The sequence below is a fragment of the Parvularcula sp. LCG005 genome (assembly GCF_032930845.1).
In the GTDB taxonomy this organism is placed as follows: domain Bacteria; phylum Pseudomonadota; class Alphaproteobacteria; order Caulobacterales; family Parvularculaceae; genus Parvularcula.
In genome coordinates this window covers 130,848-148,458 of the sequence record NZ_CP136758.1, presented here as the reverse complement: position 1 = coordinate 148,458, position 17,611 = coordinate 130,848, and the positions used below count along the sequence as shown (strand labels likewise).

Sequence of the window (17,611 nt, the reverse complement as noted above, 5' to 3'; positions counted from 1 at the left end):
ACTAGAGCGCTGTTGTCAGCTGGCTGACAATATGGTCGGTCAACAGACGACCCTTGGGACTGATGCGAAGATACGTGGAGTCCTGAGTCAAAAATCCCTCATCTGAGAGACGCGAGCAGACCGGCGCGATCCGATCTCGGATATCATCACCGAGCGCCCTCAAATCTATGCCCGCGACCTGCCGCAGGCCACCCGCCAAGGCTTCGGTCGCGATGGCGAGATCGTCGAGGCGTTCCTCGGCGTAGCGTTCCGCCGGCGTCATGGACAGATATTGTTCAACGTTCGGCTCACCAATAATGGCGGTTCGGTGCCCGCCCAGGGTCAATCGTCCGTGGGCACCCGGTCCGATGCCGATCCAGTCTGCCCCCTGCCAGTAAAGGGAGTTGTGCACCGCCTCCTGACCTGGCCTGGCGTGATTGGAAATTTCATAGGCCGGCAACCCTGCAACGCGAGTCACCGACTGGGTGATTTCGTACAAGTCCGCAGCCATGTCCTCATCTGGCGGTGACCAGTCCCCCCGGCCGACGGCCAGCCCGAATGCCGTCCCCTGCTCAATCGTCAGTTGATAGAGCGACAGATGCCCCGCGCCCATGGCGCAGGCTTTGACAAGGCGCTCTTCCCAATCATGGGCGCTTTCATCAGGCAGACCGTAAATGAGGTCGAACGTCACGAGCCCGAAACTTTCCAGCGCCCGATTAAGGGCGCGCGCTGCCGCATGGCCATTGTGGTTTCGCCCCAGAAATTTGAGCTGGTCATCATCAAAAGACTGCACCCCAAGGGACAGCCGATTGACACCAGCACGTCCATAGTCCGCAAACCGATCAATTTCAGCATCGGTCGGATTGGCTTCGAGCGTGATCTCGGCGTCAATATTGAAGGCGAACAGTGCGGCCGTCTTGTCCAGCACGGCACGGACGAGCTCAGGCTCCATCAATGATGGGGTGCCCCCTCCGAAATAGAAACTGTCGAGCGTCCGGGCGCCAAGCCGATCACGCCAGTACCGGATATCTTCGGTCAGCGCGCGCTGCCATCGATGCATGTCGATGTCGCGCGCCTTCACGACGTTAAAGTCACAGTACGGACAGATGCGCGCGCAATAGGGCCAGTGCAGATAGACCCCGGTGCGAACACTCACTGGCCGACCTCGGGCATCAGTTGCGGTGCCATGATGCGCCAGGCCCGTGCACGGTGAGAATAGGCCGCTTTGTCGTCCGGCGCCATTTCGGCAAAGGTCTTCTCGGCGCCCTCCGGCACGAAGATGGAGTCATAGCCGAACCCCGCCTCGCCGCGCGGCGGAAAAACGAGCGTGCCGTCAACCCGCCCTTCGGCCACCAGTTGGTCTCCGTCCGGGGTGACGACAGCAAGAACGCAGACGAAAGCGGCATTGAAAGGCGCTTTGACATGCCGCCCGGCCAATTCGTCGGCAATACGGGCAAAGGCCTGGGCGTAGTCCTTGCCCGGCCCCGCCCAGCGCGCGGAATAGATGCCCGGCTCGCCCCCCAGCCCCGCCACGGCGAGACCTGAATCATCCGCCATGGAGACCAGCCCGCTGGCCGTTGCCGCCGCCTTTGCCTTCAGAAGGGCGTTATCCACAAAGGTCGTGCCGGTCTCTTCCGGCTCGGCGAGCCCGAGTTCCTCGGCAGAGACAATGTGCACCTCTTCACCCATCATCCGCTGAAATTCACGCACCTTGCCCGCATTATGGGTGGCAAGAACGAGTTTCTGGCCGCTTTGCAGTCGAACAACATTTTCCACCGGCATTTCTCAATCCTGATCTTGTATCGCTTTTCGACATATCCATATCGTTATTCAACGAAGCCGTTCGGTTTCGTACACCGAGAAAGGGAAATTAAAATGTCTACTTCGCGTTTTGGGTCGGTTCTGTCCGCGCTTGTCGCGGGTGTTGGCGTCAGTTTTATTCTACTGGGTCTTGGCACAGCAGTAGCCGACTTCAGCCTGATCGTGTAGTGACGTCCGCGCTCTGCACGTGCGGTTTGGCAGGAAGGGCAGGGCTGACATCTGACCGATGTTGCACTTGCCTGCCAAACAGGCGCATTTTGGGCGATCAAAAGCAGTATCATGGCAGAAAATGCCCCATGCTGTTTGTCACACGGATCCGGGAACAGTCGCGACCAATGGCCATAAATGTGAAGCTGGACCGGATGCTGCTCGAGAGACGCATGTCTCTGACCGAACTGTCCGATCAGGTGGGCGTCACAATTGCCAATCTTTCGATCCTGAAAACCGGGAAGGCAAAAGCCGTCCGATTTTCGACCCTTGAGGCCATCTGCCAGACGCTGAACTGCCAGCCTGGCGACATCCTTGAATATGAGCCGGATGACAGCGCCGCCTAGGCCGCCCCATTCATCCTGCCCATTATCCTATATATTAAGATCATCACTGTAGGCTTGGACCCAACTTGGTTGGAAAGTTCAAGCCGTGCGTCGCTTTGCATTACCTATCACGATGGTCTGCCTGACGCTGAGCGTTCTGGTGATGCATTCGCTGCTGCCCCGATCAGAGGGGCCGACGCTGATCATTTATCCGGCAGGGACGCCGCTCAACGCCATGCTGACCCACGCCGTCACTAGCGACGCGGCGTTTCTGGGCCGCGGTCCCGTTGCGAACAGCATTCTGGTCTGGCGCGATCATGTCAGCCGCGACCAACAATACAGGCCTCCGGGCGCCGTCATGGCGCTGAATGCCACCCCCTCCCTGTGCGCCCGCCGCACAGCAAGACCAACCCCGCCCTTAACGTCGGCCGATTCCAAATTCGTCCGTGATCCACGGATTGGAGACCCTCTATGACACCGCTTGAAATCCTCCGCCGCAAATCGCTGATGCTCCTGACCTATGGTCAGTTTGTTCATGTCCCCATGCTGCTGATTGCCGGGATGGTTATTGGGTCCGAGACGACACATCTGGCCGCCGGGATGAGTTTTGCAATTGCAGCCACGGGCTGGCTGGCGGTGCAGAGTGACAAGACCGGAACGGTGGGTCGTCTGACGGTTGCAGCCGGCTATGCGCTGCAGGCCGCCCTGCTTGTCTTCGACTTTGCAGGCCACCCTTGGCAGATCGACATGCATATGTATTTCTTTGCAGCCGTTGCCGTCACCTGCGCCCTGCTCGACTGGCGCTGTGTACTGATGGCAGCAGCCGTGACGGCTGTGCATCACCTGGTACTGAATTTTGCGCTGCCCGCGTGGGTGTTCCCCGGTGCGGCAAGCCTGCCCCGCGTTCTCTTGCATGCAGTCGTGGTTGTCGCCGAGACGGGCGTGCTGGTTTGGGTCACGCACACCATGACCCGTACCCTTGATGAAGCTCATGCCTCGAAAGTGGATGCCGATCATCAGGCTGAGAAAGCCATTGCAGCACGCCTTGCGGCGGCCGATGCGGAACGTCTGGCCAAACAGGATGCAGAGCGTGCCGGGAAAGCCGAGGCCATGGCCAACGCCGCCTCTGAACAGGCAAGAGAGGATGCCCGCAAGGCAAGCGAAGCCGAACAGTCCGCCCGCGAAGCAATGGCCAAGGCGACATCCTCACAGCGGCAGCTTGAAGAACAGGGTGAAGCGCAAGCCTTCGCCGTCGGATCCCTGCGAAACGCCCTGACCCGCCTTTCATCGGGTGATCTGACCGTGCGCATTGCGGATGAATTTGACCCTGCCAATGAAAGCCTGCGCGTCGATTTCAACAAAGCCGCCGAAATGCTGAGCAATCTTGTTCACAATATCATCGATCAGACCGGCCGGATCGCGTCGGCGACGGATCACCTCTCCACGGTCGCAGGCTCGATTGCCAAACGCACCGCCAACCAGGCCGCAACGGTCGAGGAAACCTCTGCATCCCTTGAAGAAATCGCGGAGACGGTCTCCCGCACCTCGACCTCGGTCGGTGACGCTTCGATCGGTGTCAGGAAAACGGTGAGCAATGCCAGCCGGACCCGGGAAGTGATGGACCAGGCCGGTGAAGCCATGGCCGGGATCAAATCGTCTTCTGATCAAATCACCAAGATCATTTCGATGATTGACGAAATCTCGTTCCAGACCAGCCTGCTTGCCCTTAATGCTGGTGTCGAAGCGGCACGCGCAGGTGAAGCAGGCCGCGGCTTTGCCGTCGTGGCGCAAGAAGTTCGCGATCTGGCCAAGCGTGCCAGCGATGCCGCCAAAGAAATTGGTACCTTGATCGATCGAAGCGCCCAGCAGGTCGACGCGGGCAGCACTCTGTTTGACAAGGCCCGCGGTGAGCTCGACTCCATCGTCACGGCGGTGAGCCAGTTCGGCGGTGTCTTTGAACAGACAGCACTCGCCTCGCGGGAGCAGTCCTCTGCCCTGACCGACGTCACGGCAGGCGTGCGCAGCCTTGATCAGATCACCCAGCAATTTGTGTCCATGGTCGATGATTCAACCGGGGTGACCAATAAGCTGCGTGAAGACATGGAAGCCCTGTCGAACCTGGTCAGTGCTTTCACGATTGACGATGACTGCCCTCGGGCCCGTCAGACAGCCCACCGTGCGGCCTGAACAATTCAGGCCGCCACTGGGGCGTCCAGCTGCTCGCGATACCGCCGGCTGCATGGGATAACAGCACCGCAGTCCAGTTCCACCTGCAAATCCCCTTCACCGTTCGGCACGGTCCGGCGGATAAGGGCGCGATTGACGACATAGGACCGGTGCAGACGCACCGCCCCGACACCCGCATCGCGCAGGGTCTGCTCGATCGCATTCAACGTCGTTCGGGCGAGAACCGGTGCGCCGGCAGCATGGACCTCGACATAATTGCCGGCGGCTTTGACGTACCGGACGGACTGGCCGTCGATCCAATGGGTCTGGCCACCGGATTTGAGCGCGAGCCGCTGGGTCGACCGCGCCTCTTGCCGGATGGTGGCCAATTCACGCCGCTGCTCGGCCAATTGGCGCGACATCAACAGGAACATCGCGGTCAGCAGGTAGCTGAAGATGTCCTTGCGATACTCATAGATGAATTCCCGCAATGGCGCTGACGCATCCATGAAATCATACTGCCCCAGGCCAAACGCCGCGAACGACAATTTTCGCAATGCCGCCATGCACAGAACATGGATGAGAGAATAGGCCGTCACCCCTGCCACATGCACCAGCGCAACACGCGTTGTGCCATGCTGTCCCGGCGACGCGCGCGATAACAATGCAGCGACCATCGGGATCAGGGCGATCAGGACGAGTGTACTGGACGTCTCAAAAATGACGACGTGACCGACCGGTACCATGCCCACGCCATCGGTGCGTTCAAATTCGGTACTGTAGGAAAGGATCCTGATCACCAGCGACAGCAACATGAATCCGGTCAACCAAAGGAAGGTGACGCGATCAGTGTGGCGGTCTTCGCGATTAGGATCAGAACGCATCTCCATCAGGTCCCCGTAGCGCTCCGGGCGCAGACGCCACAAGGATTTTGCATCGTTTTCGTCCCACTCCGCCGCCATTCGGCCCCGGAGCGTCTGTTTTGACCCGCCGCTCCGCCCATTGTCACCGCTTTATGGTGCTGGCGCAGGCGCGCTGCGATCACAGGTCATTCGTTATGCAAGAGAGCGCCCATGACCCTGCCCCTGGACACCGCCCAACCGTCAAACAGTCGCCGGTACGACCTCGACTGGCTACGGGTCATCGCCTTCGGTCTGCTGATCTTCTATCACGTCGGCATGTTCTACGTGACGTGGAACTGGCATGTGAAAAGCGTGCACATGTCTTCGGCGGCGCAGCCGCTCATGGTTGTCATCAATCCATGGCGACTGGCCCTGTTGTTCTTCATCTCCGGTATTGCCATCCGCTTTGCCTCCGACAAGCAGAAGATCACGACCTTTACGGCGTCCCGCAGTTTCCGGCTCTTCATCCCGATCGTGGTCGGCATGTTTTTTGTCGTGGCTCCGCAAAGTTACTTTCAGCTGCGCCAGGCCGATATTATCGAGCCTGGGTTCGGCGCGTTCTATTCCGGCTATCTTGCAGAAGATGAGTCCTACGGTATCTCCACGCCCACCTGGAACCATCTCTGGTACGTGGTCTATCTGTTTGTCTACGGGCTGCTGCTGGCGCCGTTTTTCCCGCTTTTACGCCGGATCGCGAACAGCCGCGCTCTCACATGGTTTTTCGCCAGCAATCTCAGGGTCATCTTTCTGACGGCGATCCCGTTTGTCCTTTATACCTATCTGCTGAACCCCCTTTTCCCGACAACGCATAATCTGACCGAAGACTGGGCCAACCATGCCCACAGCCTGACTATCCTGCTGCTCGGTTACATGGTCGCAAAGAACGACGGCTTCTGGCGCGTCATCGGGCGGGTCTGGCCGGTCACGGCGGCCGCGGTCGTCATTCTGCTGGCCTATCGGCTTTGGGTCATCGACGCCTGGAAGGTCTGGATGCAGCACAGTGCCTTGGCGCCCATCGTCGGCCCGAGCTGGGAGACGGTTGAGACCTACTATGCATGGCTATCGATCCTGACCCTGCTCGGACTGGCGCAGCGATTTCTGAACCGGCCATCCGCCGTCCTCCGCTATCTGACCGGCGCAGTGTTCTGTTATTACATCCTGCACCAGACGATCACCGTGTCGGCCGGATACTGGCTGACCCGTCAGGGCCTGGGTGTCTGGACCGAGTTCCTGCTTGTTACCGGCGCCACCGCCCTTGGCTGTGCGCTGGGCTATGAGATCCTGCGGCGGATTCCATGGGTGCGGATCGGCTTTGGCATAAAGCAACGCTAATCCGGGCGCTTGTTCACAAGGAGGCCCCGATGCGGTATGGGGCCTCTCTTTTCCACAACCGAAATGTGCCGTCGCCGTGACCACTCTGATCGATCAACGCCCGCCTTCGCTGACCCGCCGTCCGAGCCTTGTCGGTCTGACGCGGGATGAGCTCGCCAGCCGTCTGGCGGACGATCTGGGGCTGGAGAAAAAGCCGGCACGCATGCGCGCGACCCAGGTCTGGGGCTGGCTCTACAGCCACGGCGCCACGGCGTTTGAGGACATGACCAATATCGCCAAGCCGATGCGCGAGAAGATGGCGCGGCTCTACGATATTTCCCGGCCCGAAATCATCGAGCGTCAGGTCTCCTCCGACGGCACTCGCAAATATCTGCTCCGTATGGGTCCGGGCATTGAAGTGGAGAGCGTCTTCATCCCCGGCGTCGGTCGCGCCGGCGCCCTGTGCGTCTCGTCGCAGGTCGGCTGCACCCTCAACTGCACCTTCTGTCACACCGGCACTCAGGCGCTGGTCCGCAATCTGACCGCAGAAGAAATCGTTGCGCAGGTTCTGGTGTGCAAGGACGATATTGAGGAATGGCCCTCAGGCAAGGATGAGCGCAAGCTGTCCAACATCGTCTTCATGGGGATGGGTGAGCCGCTCTATGCGCTCGACAGTGTCGCGAGTGCGATCGACATCATCTCGGACGGAGAAGGCATTGCCATTTCCCGCCGCCGGATCACGGTCTCCACGTCCGGAGTTGTGAACCAGATGCACGCGCTGGGAGAGCGGACCGAGGCCATGCTGGCCATTTCCCTGCACGCCACCAATGACAAGCTGCGCGATGAGCTGGTACCGATCAACAGGAAATGGCCGCTGAAAGACCTGCTTCAGGCATGCCGCGATTATCCGGGTACCTCCAATGCACGGCGCATCACTTTTGAGTATGTCATGCTGGACGGCGTGAATGACAGCGATGAAGAGGCGCGCGAACTGGTCCGCCTGCTCAAAGGCATTCCCGCCAAGATCAATCTGATCCCGTTCAATCCATGGCCCGGCAGCCCTTATCAGTGCAGCTCATGGGAGCGTATCGAGCAGTTTGCCGAGATCGTAAACGATGCAGGCTATGCCTCACCTATCCGCACACCGCGAGGTCGGGATATTGCGGCGGCCTGCGGGCAGCTGAAGTCCGACAGTGTCAAGCAGCGGGCGAGCGACCGGCGCAAGGCCGAACTGGCACAATCCGCCCCCTGAATTATCGCAAGGCGGGATTGATTGCCGTGCTGACCGGTGTCGGCGTGGGATGTGCCCAACGACGCTCCAGCCTTTTCCGCGCGGGCTCATGAATGTTGACGCGCGACAGGTCTCCATCCGCCCAAGCCATGACTTTCGGGTCCATCACGGCGAACCACAGAGGCGGGATGGAACTCAAGACCAGGCAGCCCGGATACCCTGATGGCAGGCGCGGCAGGTCCGGGAAATTACGCAGGGTCTGGTATGGGCGCATCGGATTGGCGTGATGGTCAGAATGTCGCTGCAGATGAATCTGCAGCACGTTCGACACAATATGGTTCGTGTTCCAACTGTGATGCGGCTGGCAGGGCTCGTAGCGCCCATCATCGAGCTTCTGCCGTAACAGACCGTAGTGCTCGATATAATTGACGCAGGTCAGAACCGACCAGGCGACAAAATGGTGGACCACCATGATGGGCAGGACGACCCAGCCCCAAAGGGCGGTCAGTACCGCCATGATGGACAGGGTCACGGCGTGGGTCATCAAGATACGATTATGGCACGACCAGACGGCCATGCCCTTGCGCCGAAGGCGACGGGCTTCGATGCGCCATGCGCCGGTGATGGCAGCGGGGATTTCGCGCAGGGCAAACTGATAAACATTTTCTCCCATCCGGGACGACGCGGAATCTTCCGGAGTCGAGACATGGATGTGGTGCCCCTGATTGTGGGAAATGCAGAAATGCCCATAGCCCACGCCAGCCAGCGACAGGCGTGCCATCAGCTGATCAATGGGCCGGGTCTTATGACCCAGTTCATGGGCGAGATTGATCAGGCTGGCGCTTGCCACGCCGAGACCGAAGGTCAGCACCGCAATCGCCCAGATCGGCAGCGACTGGGTCGCGATGAAGCCAATACCGCCTATCACCGAGATATGACCGCTGACGACAAGGATATGCGCGATGCGCATGTAAAAGGGGTCAGCGGCAAGACGGTTCACGTCCCCGGCATCGACATTGGTCAGGTCCTCGCCGACCAGGAAATCGATCAACGGAATGAGGACGAAGGTGTGAACCGGCAGGATAAAGACCGTCCACAGCGCACCGTCATTCAGAAAATAGATCGCCATTGCAATGAAGGGCATGGCGAACACCCACAAGCCGCCTGCAAACCAGGCCCAACGCTTTGGGTCCGCCTGCGTGACGGAGTCACGATAGCGGACGTCTGAATCAAACTGGACGGTCAATCCGAATTTCCCTGATGGCAGGACTCTCTCCGAGCGTGTTTTTAGGGCGGTAAGCCTGCGATCGTGCTAAGGCCGAGCGTTGGATTTTCATCAAATTGGATCAAACCATTGGGGCTTCCAAGGCACAGTCGGAGGCCACCTGCTCTGCCCAGCCGATCCGCGCCGCGAAACCTCTTGGCGATCCGGCGTCGGGCGGCTAGGCTTTAACAAATGGTTATGCGGGGGACCTGACCCATGGGAAAAACTGAAAGTCTGTTTGCCGGCATTTTGTTGATGGCCGTCGCGCTGGCGGTTCTCATGGTCGTGTTCAAGGATGACGGCAGCAGTCGTCCCGTCGATCCCTCTGGCGGCTTTGCTGGGACGCCCAGCGCCAGCAGTGGCGGCATCGTCTTTACCGGCAACCGGGATCAGGACATCTGCACCTGTTACGAACAGGCCTATTTTTACGGCGACAGCCCCCGCTCCATCGAAAGCATTGAATATAAAGGCGGGTTTTCTGCCTGCACCCAGCGCCTCGGGCGCGATGGCTCCAATGCTTGGACCTGGGGCTGGGCCAATGGCCAGCAGGCGCCTTCAACGCCCAATACCTGCCGAGGCTATTTCAACAGCCTGCGCGGCACGACGCGCTGATCAGCCTGTCTGACTCAAGCGAGACGCGCCCCCGCAAGGCGCGCGTCAGTGATGCTCCATTTTCAGTGGGCGGTTGAGCAGGGCGTTGATCGTCTCGTCGATATCGGCCTTGCCCGACACGAGCGCCGCCACCGCACTGGCGATCGGCATGTCGACCCCGGCTTTTTCTGCAAGAGCAACGAGGATGGGTGCGGTCGCAGCGCCCTCCGCCACCGTCTGCCGGTTGGCCACGATTGCCGCAGCGGACTGCCCCCGCCCGATTTCATAGCCCAGCGACATGTTGCGGGACTGTCTCGACGAGCAGGTCAGGATGATGTCTCCCAGACCAGACATACCGTGCAGGGTGGAGCTCCGCGCGCCTTGGGAGTCCGCAAAGCGCAGACATTCCGCAAAGCCTCGCGTCATCAGTGCAGCCCGCGCGCTCTCTCCATAGCCCCGGCCATCGACAATGCCGCACGCAATGGCGAGCACATTCTTGACCGCCGCACCAATGGCAACGCCGCTCAGGTCGTCGGTGAGATAAGGACGGAAGGCGGGCGTCCCTAGCGTCTCGAGCCAGCGATAGCCCCGCGCCTCGTCCTCATCGGCGAGCGTCACGGCGGTCGGCAGACCCGCTGCGACATCTGCGGCGAAACTCGGGCCCGATAGAATACTCACCTGCGCCTCGGGCCAGACCTCGGCCATGACCCGATGCGGCAGCAGGCCGGATCGCTGCTCGATCCCCTTGCAGCACAGCGCGATTGGCAAGGGCCGCTGGCCGGCCGCTTCGCGCAGTCTCTCCATCTCTGCCCGCAGATGCTGGGTCGGCACCACGCCCAGAACGGCATCGCCATCGGCCAGCACGCCGCGATCTGTGGTGGCGGAAATTGATGGCGGCAGGCGGTGTCCGGCCAGATAGGTCTTGTTCTCACCGGTCTGCCGGATCTCCTCGACCACCTTCTCGTTGCGCGTCCACAGGGTCACCTTCCGGCCCGACCGGTCGAGCAGAATGGCGAGCGCCGTCCCGAACGCCCCGGCCCCGACGACCACGCAATGATGAAATGGTTGGGTAGAGGTGCTCATGCTTTTCGCCCTTTTCGTCCCGACCCCAAGGTCACATTCGCCTCACGCTCGTCCAGCGGCCACCTGGCCCGCGGGGCCAGCGACAGTGCACCGTCGGCGCAGGTCGGATCGCGCCGGTACAGTTGCGCCCCCGCATAGGCGATCATCGCCGCATTGTCGGTACAGAACGCAAAGCCCGGCAAGACCAGTCGCGCTCCAAATTCCTCGGCCACTGCGCCAAGCTGCTGGCGTAGCGCGGTGTTTGCGGCAACCCCGCCCGCTGCCACAAGATGTAGCGGCGCACCGCCGTCTTCAGCGAGCCCTTCAAAGGCCCGGCGAACGCGGCGAACAAGATGATCGACAGCGGCGGCCTGGAAACTCGCCGCAATATCGGCGCGCATGGCTTCGGTCAGCGGCTCGTTGTCCGCAATCAACAGGCGTACGGCCGTCTTCAGACCCGAAAACGAGAAATCACATCCCGGCCGATTGGCCAAAGGGGTCGGCAGGGTAAAGGCGTTGGCATTGCCCTGCTCCGCGAGGCGCTGGATAGCCGGACCACCGGCGCCATCAAGCCCCAGCAGTTTTGCCGTCTTGTCGAATGCCTCCCCCGCGGCATCGTCAATCGTCGTGCCTATCCGGCGAAACCGGTCAACATCTTCCACCAGCAGGATCTGCGTATGGCCACCAGAGACGAGGAGCAGCAGGTAGGGAAATGGCACGGCCTCTTCCAGACCGACCGACAGGGCGTGTCCCGCCAGATGATTGACGGGAACCAGCGGCAGGCCAGTCGCCAGCGCCAACCCCTTGGCAAATGAGAAGCCCGACATCACCCCGCCGATCAGGCCCGGGCCGGCCGTCGCCGCGATCAGGTCGATCTGCTGCATGGTGACGTCAGCCTCGCGCAGGGCATCTGCGACCACGCCGTCAATCAGTGCGGCATGGGCGCGGGCCGCAATCTCAGGCACCACTCCACCATAGGGAGCGTGAGCCTGGTCCTGGCCAATTACGATAGAGGATAAGACCTGTGCCCCGTCATCCAGCCGCAGCACCGAGGCGGCTGTATCATCACAGCTGCTTTCAATACCGAGCACCAGAAGCGGGCGATCCGCTTGCGCCGTCATGGTGCCCGGCCTAGTCATCTGAGCCATGTCCGACAAGCCCCTGCGTATTGCTTCCCGCCGTTCTCCCCTCGCCCAGGCTCAGGCCCGGATGGTGCGAACCCTGCTGGCCAAGGCCGCCGGCGTCGCCGCCGACGACGCCGAGGGGCGGTTCCCGATACTGACCTATGTGACGTCAGGGGATCAGAACCTGACACCGGACCTGGCGGCCATTGGCGGCAAGGGGCTGTTCACAAAAGAGGTCGAGGCCGCACTGCTGAGCGGTGAGGCCGACATTGCCGTCCATTCGATGAAGGACATGCCCGCCGTCATGCCGAAAGGTCTGGTGCTGGCCGCCACCCCGGCGCGGGAGGATCCACGGGACAGTTTCGTGACGGTTGAGGGGCAGACCCTGAATGAGATGCCAGAAAGGGCTGTCATCGGCACAAGTTCGGTCCGCCGCGCCGCGCAGTTGAAGCGGTTGCGGCCGGATGTGTCGATTGTCCCCATGCGCGGCAATGTCCAGACACGCCTGCGCAAATTGGCCGATGGGGATGCCCAGGGGACGTTTCTGGCGGAAGCTGGATTACGGCGGCTTGATGCCAGCGATGTTCGGCGCATGCCGCTCGACCCCGCTGTCATGCTGCCCGCGCTCGGTCAGGGGACATTGTGCGTCCAGGCCCGTCTTGATGACACCGCGGCCTTGGCGTCGTGCCGCCAGATCAACTGTCTTGAGACAGCCCTGGCGAGCGCGGCGGAGCGGGCCGTCACCCAGCGGCTGGAAGGGTCCTGCCGGACGCCGATCGCCGGCCTCGCTACTGTGACCGACCGCACCCTGATGCTGAAAACGGAGCTGTTCTCGCTCGACGGCGAAGAGCGGTTCCAGGCGGCAGCGACGGCCCTTATGACCGGAAACGAGCGTCAAGACCTGTTGCGGGCGAGCCAAGCGGGCGAGGATGTTGCCGCGCAACTGATTGTGCAGGCCGGCCCTCTCTTACAGTCGCTATTGTCTGCATGAGGGTCATCCTCGTCACCCGTCCCGAGCCGGACGCCACCACGACCACGGCCCTGCTGAAGGCCCAAGGCTTGCCGGCGCAGGCCACGCCCCTCATGACGGTTGAGATGGGCGGTACCCTGCCCCACCCATCAACCTACGATATGGTGGCCTTCACTTCGGCCAATGGGGTGCGCGCCTATCATCAGGCGATGGGCCCGACCGGAAAGCCCTCTTATTTCGTCGGCGAGGCGTCGGCCGAGGCGGGCCGTGTCGCGGGCCTGACGATTGCCGGTGTCGGCGGGCACGATGTGGAATCCCTCGCCAAGCTTATTCTCGTCAGCGCCCCGCCGGGACGGGTTCTGCACATCCGTGGCCACGATCAGGCTGGCGATCTGGTTGGCCGATTGACCGATGCTGGCAGGCCAGCGGCCTTCGCGGCGCTTTATCGAGCCATGGCGCCGACCACCCTGCCCGATCGGCTGAAGACCGAACTGCAAACGGGCGACGCGATCGTCACGCTCTACTCCCCCCGCACCGCGCAACTGTTCGCGGAACTGTGTGAGAAAGCGGGCATTATCGCGCCTTTGACCCGTTGTAGTGCGGCCTGCCTGAGCGAAAATGTCGCCAAGGTCGCGCGCCGCCTGCCCTTCCAAAAGGTCATGGTGGCACAGGCCCCGGATCAGGCCCACTTCGTTGACATGCTTCTGTCCGCTCGCCCATAAGCGGGCGGGGAAGACGATCGGGCGAGCCACAGGGGCTTGCTTGCCTCGGATGCGCACTACATCTGATCAAGAGACGGCCTCGACGAGAGAGTAATATGCCCAGCGAGAAAAACCCGCCTGAAATGGACGATCACCGCGACGAGACGAGTGGCGAAAACCATCCCGAGACTGCCGCGACGCCGCGGATTGGCGATGATGAAACGGTTGATGCCGAGATCATCGCTGCGGACGACACGACAAACGTCGGCGATGACGCGGTCGAAGCCGATAGTGTTCACACTCACTACGACAGCGACGACACCGTTGAGACGGCCGACGATGAAAAGAGCGGCGGCCTCATCGGCCCGTTTGCGATCATTCTTGGTGCTCTCGCAGTGGTGGCAGCGCTCGTCTATTTCCTCAATCGCGGCAACGATATCGAGACATTGACCCCGCAAGGGGATGACGCTGCGAGCGCCACGATCGCCCAGCCAATCAGTCGCGAGACGCCGCCTGCCAATGAGGCTGACGGTGGCGACAACACGGTCGTGCCGGTTGCGGACGAGGACGAAGACGATACTCCGCCCCCTAATGAAACTGAAACGGCCACGACGGACGACGACAGTGATCCGTCAAACACCACCGATGAGCGCCAGGGTCGTAGCGCCCTCGTTGCCTTGGCCGCCGCCCGCGCCGAACGCCAGCAGGCCCAGGCCGCTGAGACTTCGAGCAGCGCAGACGTCGCGACGACCGCGACTATTCCGCCAGCGGAAGATGACGCCGATAAGACAGATGCCGCCAGCGAGAGCCTGGCAGAGCAGGCTGTTGAAGAGGTTGAGGAAACCCGCAACGAAATTGCCGCTGCAACCCAGACGGTGCGTGACGATGTTGCCGAGGGTGCCCAGGCTGTAGGCAACGCTGTTGAAAATGTTCGCGAAGATGCGGCAGCGTTGATCGACAATGTCGAGGAAAACGCTGACCAGGCAGAAGACGCTTCCGCTTCTGACGAAACGACGCAGGCGACCGAAGAAAATGCTCCGACCCGCGAGGAACTGACGGCCGTCGTCGGTGATGACGAGAGCGACGACGCGGCCACCAGTGACGAGAGCCAACGTGTCGAGGAAAACGTTGACGAGGAGACATCTGCGTCATCGACAGCGGCACTGCAGAATCCTTCGACAGCGAATGTCACCGAACGGACCACCACACAGGAGCCGACGCCAGAACTGGTGGACCGCGTCAAGAACGAAGTCCTGCGCGAAACCGAACAGGTCGTGACGCAGGAAGTGTCCGCGCTGCGTCAGGAGATGTCGGAGCAACAACGCCAGCTCGCTGAGCGTCAGCAGGAAACCAATTCGCAGCTCGTGCAGCTCAACGACCGGCTGGAGGCCATGCAGGTTGGTCAGCAGGGTGACTATACGGTTGCCCGTCAGGGGACATTGCTCCTCGCGCTGGCCGACCTCAATGCCGAGATCGACAATGGGACGCCGTTCAGCCGTGAGTTAGACAATCTCGACCGGATCGCGCCGGGCCGCACCGACCTTGGCGTTCTGCACCGCTATGCTGATGTGGGGCTGCCCACGACCGACGAGTTGGAGGACCGGTTCAAGGATGCCGCTCGCCGGGCCCTGGCCAGTGAGAAGCGCGAGAATGCTGAAGGCCCGATATCGCGTCTCGGGGCGAACCTGTCCGGCCTGTTCACCGTCCGCCGCGTCGGCGACGTTCCCGGCGACACATCCTCAGCTGTCATTTCACGTGCTGAAAATCAGCTTGGACAGAACAATCTGGCGGGCTCGGTCGAAGAGCTGAAATCGCTCGACGGTTCCGCACGCGAAGCGTTTGAAGAGTGGATCACCGACGCCACCGCGAAATTAGAAGCGAACCAGCGCCTTCTCGCCCTGCAGAGCATGGCGGCGCAAGCGGAATAACCGCCCGAGGGCGTGACCCGGCCGGTCGCGCCCCTCATCACCACGGCCAATTGCGAGCCTGATTGAATAATGCTTCGAATACTGATTTTTCTGATTTTTGTTGTCATTGCCGCGACGGGCATCACATGGTTGAGCGGTATTGATGGCTTGACTGAAATGCAGTTCGGCGAGTGGGTGATGGATGTCCGCACGGGCCTCCTTCTCGGCCTCGTCGCATTCTTTCTCGTCTGCTTTTTCATTGCAGGCATGGTTTTCTTCGGGCTGATCAGATTGCCCAATTCCATCCGTCGCCGGAATGCCGACAAACGCCGTGATCGCGGCATGGTCGCTCTCAGCCGCGGTCTTGAAGCTGTGGCTGCGGGTGATGCAGAGGACGCGCAGCGCCATGCGCGTATCGCTCACAAACAACTGAACGAACCCAGCTTGACACGGCTTCTTACCGCCCAGGCGGCACAATTGGCAGGCGATGAAGAAACGGCGAAGGCAAGCTTCTCGGCCATGCTGGAAGCGCCGGAGACGGAGTTTCTGGGCCTGCGCGGCCTTTATCTGCAATCCCTTGCTGCGGGCCATCGCGACGAGGCACGCGACTATGCAGAGCGGGCCTTCCACCTTCGTCCCGGTGCCGACTGGGCCTTCAATGCCGTGTACGGCCTGAACCTTGATCGCGGTGCATGGGGCGATGCGCGCAATGCCCTGCAGCTGGCCCAGCAGCACAAGCTGGAGCCGAGCGATGCGGTCAAACGCAAGGAAGCCGCCCTTCTGACCGCACAGGCGTATGCTGCCGACAACGCAGAAGATTCGGTGACGGCGCTGCGCGACGCAGAAGCCGCCCTGAAACGGGCGCCGGCCTTTACCCCGGCCGTCGTCCTTGCCGCCCGTCTGGAGGCCGCCGCCGGACGCCGGTCGAAGGCTGGGCGACTGCTTGATGACGCCTGGGCTGCGGCTCCCCACCCAGCGATCGCCCGCACGATGGCCGAATTGTTTGACGGGGAAAGTGTCGAACGTCGCGCCGCGCGTCTGAAGAAACTGGCCAGCAAGGCGCCGGAAGCCGATGAATCCAAACTTCTGATCGCCGAGCAGGATATTGCGCTTGGCGATTACGAGACCGCGCGCCAGACCCTCGAGCCGCTCCTGACCGGCCAGCCACGCGCCCGCGCCTTCACCGCGATGGCCCACGCCATTGAGGGCCTGCATGGTCGCGATGCCGCACAATACTGGTTTGACCGGGCAGCCGCCGCACCGCTCGATCCTGTCCCGGGTGCTGACGGCGCCTTCAACTTCACGATTGATGGCTGGCAACGCCTGATCCGCGAATTCGGCGACCACAACCGCCTCGCGCCGCCCCCCCTTGAGGAGCTGCGGACAGGTCTCAGCCATGACGAGATCAAGCTGCTGACAGCGCCGCCGCCCGTACCCGAGCCCGAGCCAGAACCGCAGATCGCAGCAATCATCGAGCCGCCGAGCGATGAGAGCGCGGAAGCCGTCGAAACCGAAACGGCACAAGAGCCGATACCAACCCCAGCTGAACCGGAGCCACCGAAAGAACCCCTCTCGGCAGAGCCGCCGGAGACGACCGAGGCCGTTGATCCTCCCAAAACGACCAGCTCATAAAAAAAGGCCGCTTAGCGCGGCCTTTTTCGTATCGGTAGAAGCCTCAGGCTGCGGCCATCGCGTCCCGCACCCACTTCTCAATATTCGATTTGGTATCAGCACCCACTTTGCGGGCGATCGGCTCGCCATCCTTGAACAGCATCAGGGTCGGCACACCACGAACGCCATACTGCATCGGAATGCTTGGATTCTGGTCGATATCGACCTTTGCCACAGTCACTTTGCCAGACATTTCCTGGGCAATCTCATCGAGCGCCGGCGCAATCTGACGGCAGGGTCCACACCAGGTGGCCCAGAAATCCACCAGGGTCAGCTCACTCGACTGCAGGACATCTTCCTGAAAGCTGGCGTCAGACACGGTCTTGATAGACATTTTTCAAATCCTTCCATGCCTCGAACACTCTCAAGGCGCGTTTG

Annotated in this window: 17 protein-coding genes and 1 pseudogene; 11 read left to right on the top strand and 7 right to left on the bottom strand. The window is 61.4% G+C overall.

Translation table 11 applies throughout. The features are described from left to right. Position 1 precedes the first annotated feature (1 nt). Both hemW and rdgB read right to left on the bottom strand, forming a co-directional pair. The gene (gene hemW, locus RUI03_RS00655; RefSeq protein ID WP_317288348.1) at positions 2–1,135 is read right to left on the bottom strand and encodes a radical SAM family heme chaperone HemW; all 1,134 of its coding nucleotides are present in this window, start codon (positions 1,133–1,135) and stop codon (positions 2–4) included. Beyond that, positions 1,132–1,761 carry an RdgB/HAM1 family non-canonical purine NTP pyrophosphatase gene (gene rdgB / locus RUI03_RS00650; protein WP_317288347.1) on the bottom strand — a complete coding sequence of 210 codons (630 nt, stop codon included), beginning with the start codon at positions 1,759–1,761 and terminating at the stop codon, positions 1,132–1,134. The genes hemW and rdgB overlap by 4 nt, the downstream gene beginning before the upstream one ends. A gap of 374 nt (positions 1,762–2,135) precedes the next feature. On the opposite strand from rdgB, the gene RUI03_RS00645 reads away from it, so the two are divergent. The 3 genes from RUI03_RS00645 to RUI03_RS00635 all read left to right on the top strand — a co-directional run bounded on the left by RUI03_RS00645 (position 2,136) and on the right by RUI03_RS00635 (position 4,520). Further along, positions 2,136–2,354 (top strand): helix-turn-helix domain-containing protein, encoded by a 219-nt coding sequence (locus RUI03_RS00645; protein WP_410795973.1) that lies wholly within the window; start codon positions 2,136–2,138, stop codon positions 2,352–2,354. An 85-nt stretch (positions 2,355–2,439) separates the two neighbouring features. Beyond that, positions 2,440–2,808 (top strand): hypothetical protein, encoded by a 369-nt coding sequence (locus RUI03_RS00640; RefSeq protein WP_317288345.1) that lies wholly within the window; start codon positions 2,440–2,442, stop codon positions 2,806–2,808. Continuing rightward, entirely contained in the window at positions 2,805–4,520 is a 1,716-nt protein-coding gene (locus tag RUI03_RS00635; protein ID WP_317288344.1) for a methyl-accepting chemotaxis protein, read from the top strand. Before RUI03_RS00640 ends, RUI03_RS00635 begins: the two co-directional genes overlap by 4 nt. Positions 4,521–4,525: 5 nt before the next feature. On the opposite strand, the gene RUI03_RS00630 is transcribed toward RUI03_RS00635, so the two are convergent. Beyond that, positions 4,526–5,383, bottom strand: a complete 858-nt coding sequence (locus RUI03_RS00630) for a LytTR family DNA-binding domain-containing protein (RefSeq protein WP_317288343.1) — start codon at positions 5,381–5,383, stop codon at positions 4,526–4,528. 189 nt (positions 5,384–5,572) lie between these two features. Between RUI03_RS00630 and RUI03_RS00625 the strand changes: the two genes are divergently transcribed. Next, the gene (locus RUI03_RS00625) at positions 5,573–6,733 is read left to right on the top strand and encodes an acyltransferase family protein (RefSeq protein WP_317288342.1); all 1,161 of its coding nucleotides are present in this window, start codon (positions 5,573–5,575) and stop codon (positions 6,731–6,733) included. Positions 6,734–6,809: 76 nt separating this feature from the next. Beyond that, positions 6,810–7,964, top strand: a complete 1,155-nt coding sequence (gene rlmN / locus RUI03_RS00620) for a 23S rRNA (adenine(2503)-C(2))-methyltransferase RlmN (RefSeq protein ID WP_317288341.1) — start codon at positions 6,810–6,812, stop codon at positions 7,962–7,964. A gap of 1 nt (position 7,965) precedes the next feature. On the opposite strand, the gene RUI03_RS00615 is transcribed toward rlmN, so the two are convergent. Beyond that, positions 7,966–9,189, bottom strand: coding sequence for an alkane 1-monooxygenase (locus tag RUI03_RS00615; RefSeq protein ID WP_317288340.1), 1,224 nt, complete (start codon positions 9,187–9,189; stop codon positions 7,966–7,968). A gap of 234 nt (positions 9,190–9,423) precedes the next feature. On the opposite strand from RUI03_RS00615, the gene RUI03_RS00610 reads away from it, so the two are divergent. Then, positions 9,424–9,819 carry a hypothetical protein gene (locus RUI03_RS00610; protein WP_317288339.1) on the top strand — a complete coding sequence of 132 codons (396 nt, stop codon included), beginning with the start codon at positions 9,424–9,426 and terminating at the stop codon, positions 9,817–9,819. Between the two features lie 45 nt (positions 9,820–9,864). On the opposite strand, the gene RUI03_RS00605 is transcribed toward RUI03_RS00610, so the two are convergent. Further along, entirely contained in the window at positions 9,865–10,881 is a 1,017-nt protein-coding gene (locus RUI03_RS00605; protein WP_317288338.1) for an NAD(P)H-dependent glycerol-3-phosphate dehydrogenase, read from the bottom strand. Further along, positions 10,878–11,999, bottom strand: a complete 1,122-nt coding sequence (gene tsaD / locus RUI03_RS00600; protein WP_410795972.1) for a tRNA (adenosine(37)-N6)-threonylcarbamoyltransferase complex transferase subunit TsaD — start codon at positions 11,997–11,999, stop codon at positions 10,878–10,880. Before tsaD ends, RUI03_RS00605 begins: the two co-directional genes overlap by 4 nt. Positions 12,000–12,006: 7 nt before the next feature. Here tsaD and hemC point away from each other — a divergent pair, with 7 nt between their 5' ends. The 5 genes and pseudogenes from hemC (at position 12,007) to RUI03_RS00575 (ending at position 17,194) form a co-directional block, all read left to right on the top strand. Then, positions 12,007–12,975 (top strand): hydroxymethylbilane synthase, encoded by a 969-nt coding sequence (gene hemC, locus RUI03_RS00595; protein WP_317288336.1) that lies wholly within the window; start codon positions 12,007–12,009, stop codon positions 12,973–12,975. Beyond that, entirely contained in the window at positions 12,972–13,676 is a 705-nt protein-coding gene (locus tag RUI03_RS00590) for a uroporphyrinogen-III synthase (RefSeq protein ID WP_317288335.1), read from the top strand. Before hemC ends, RUI03_RS00590 begins: the two co-directional genes overlap by 4 nt. 95 nt (positions 13,677–13,771) lie before the next feature. Continuing rightward, positions 13,772–15,583, top strand: coding sequence for a COG4223 family protein (locus RUI03_RS00585; RefSeq protein ID WP_317288334.1), 1,812 nt, complete (start codon positions 13,772–13,774; stop codon positions 15,581–15,583). Between the two features lie 69 nt (positions 15,584–15,652). After that, positions 15,653–15,988: pseudogene (locus RUI03_RS14700) on the top strand (heme biosynthesis HemY N-terminal domain-containing protein); the annotation flags it as partial. Between the two features lie 18 nt (positions 15,989–16,006). Further along, positions 16,007–17,194 (top strand): hypothetical protein, encoded by a 1,188-nt coding sequence (locus RUI03_RS00575; protein WP_317288332.1) that lies wholly within the window; start codon positions 16,007–16,009, stop codon positions 17,192–17,194. Positions 17,195–17,237: 43 nt separating this feature from the next. On the opposite strand, the gene trxA is transcribed toward RUI03_RS00575, so the two are convergent. Continuing rightward, positions 17,238–17,567 (bottom strand): thioredoxin, encoded by a 330-nt coding sequence (trxA, locus tag RUI03_RS00570; RefSeq protein WP_317288331.1) that lies wholly within the window; start codon positions 17,565–17,567, stop codon positions 17,238–17,240. Between the last annotated feature and the right edge of the window lie 44 nt (positions 17,568–17,611).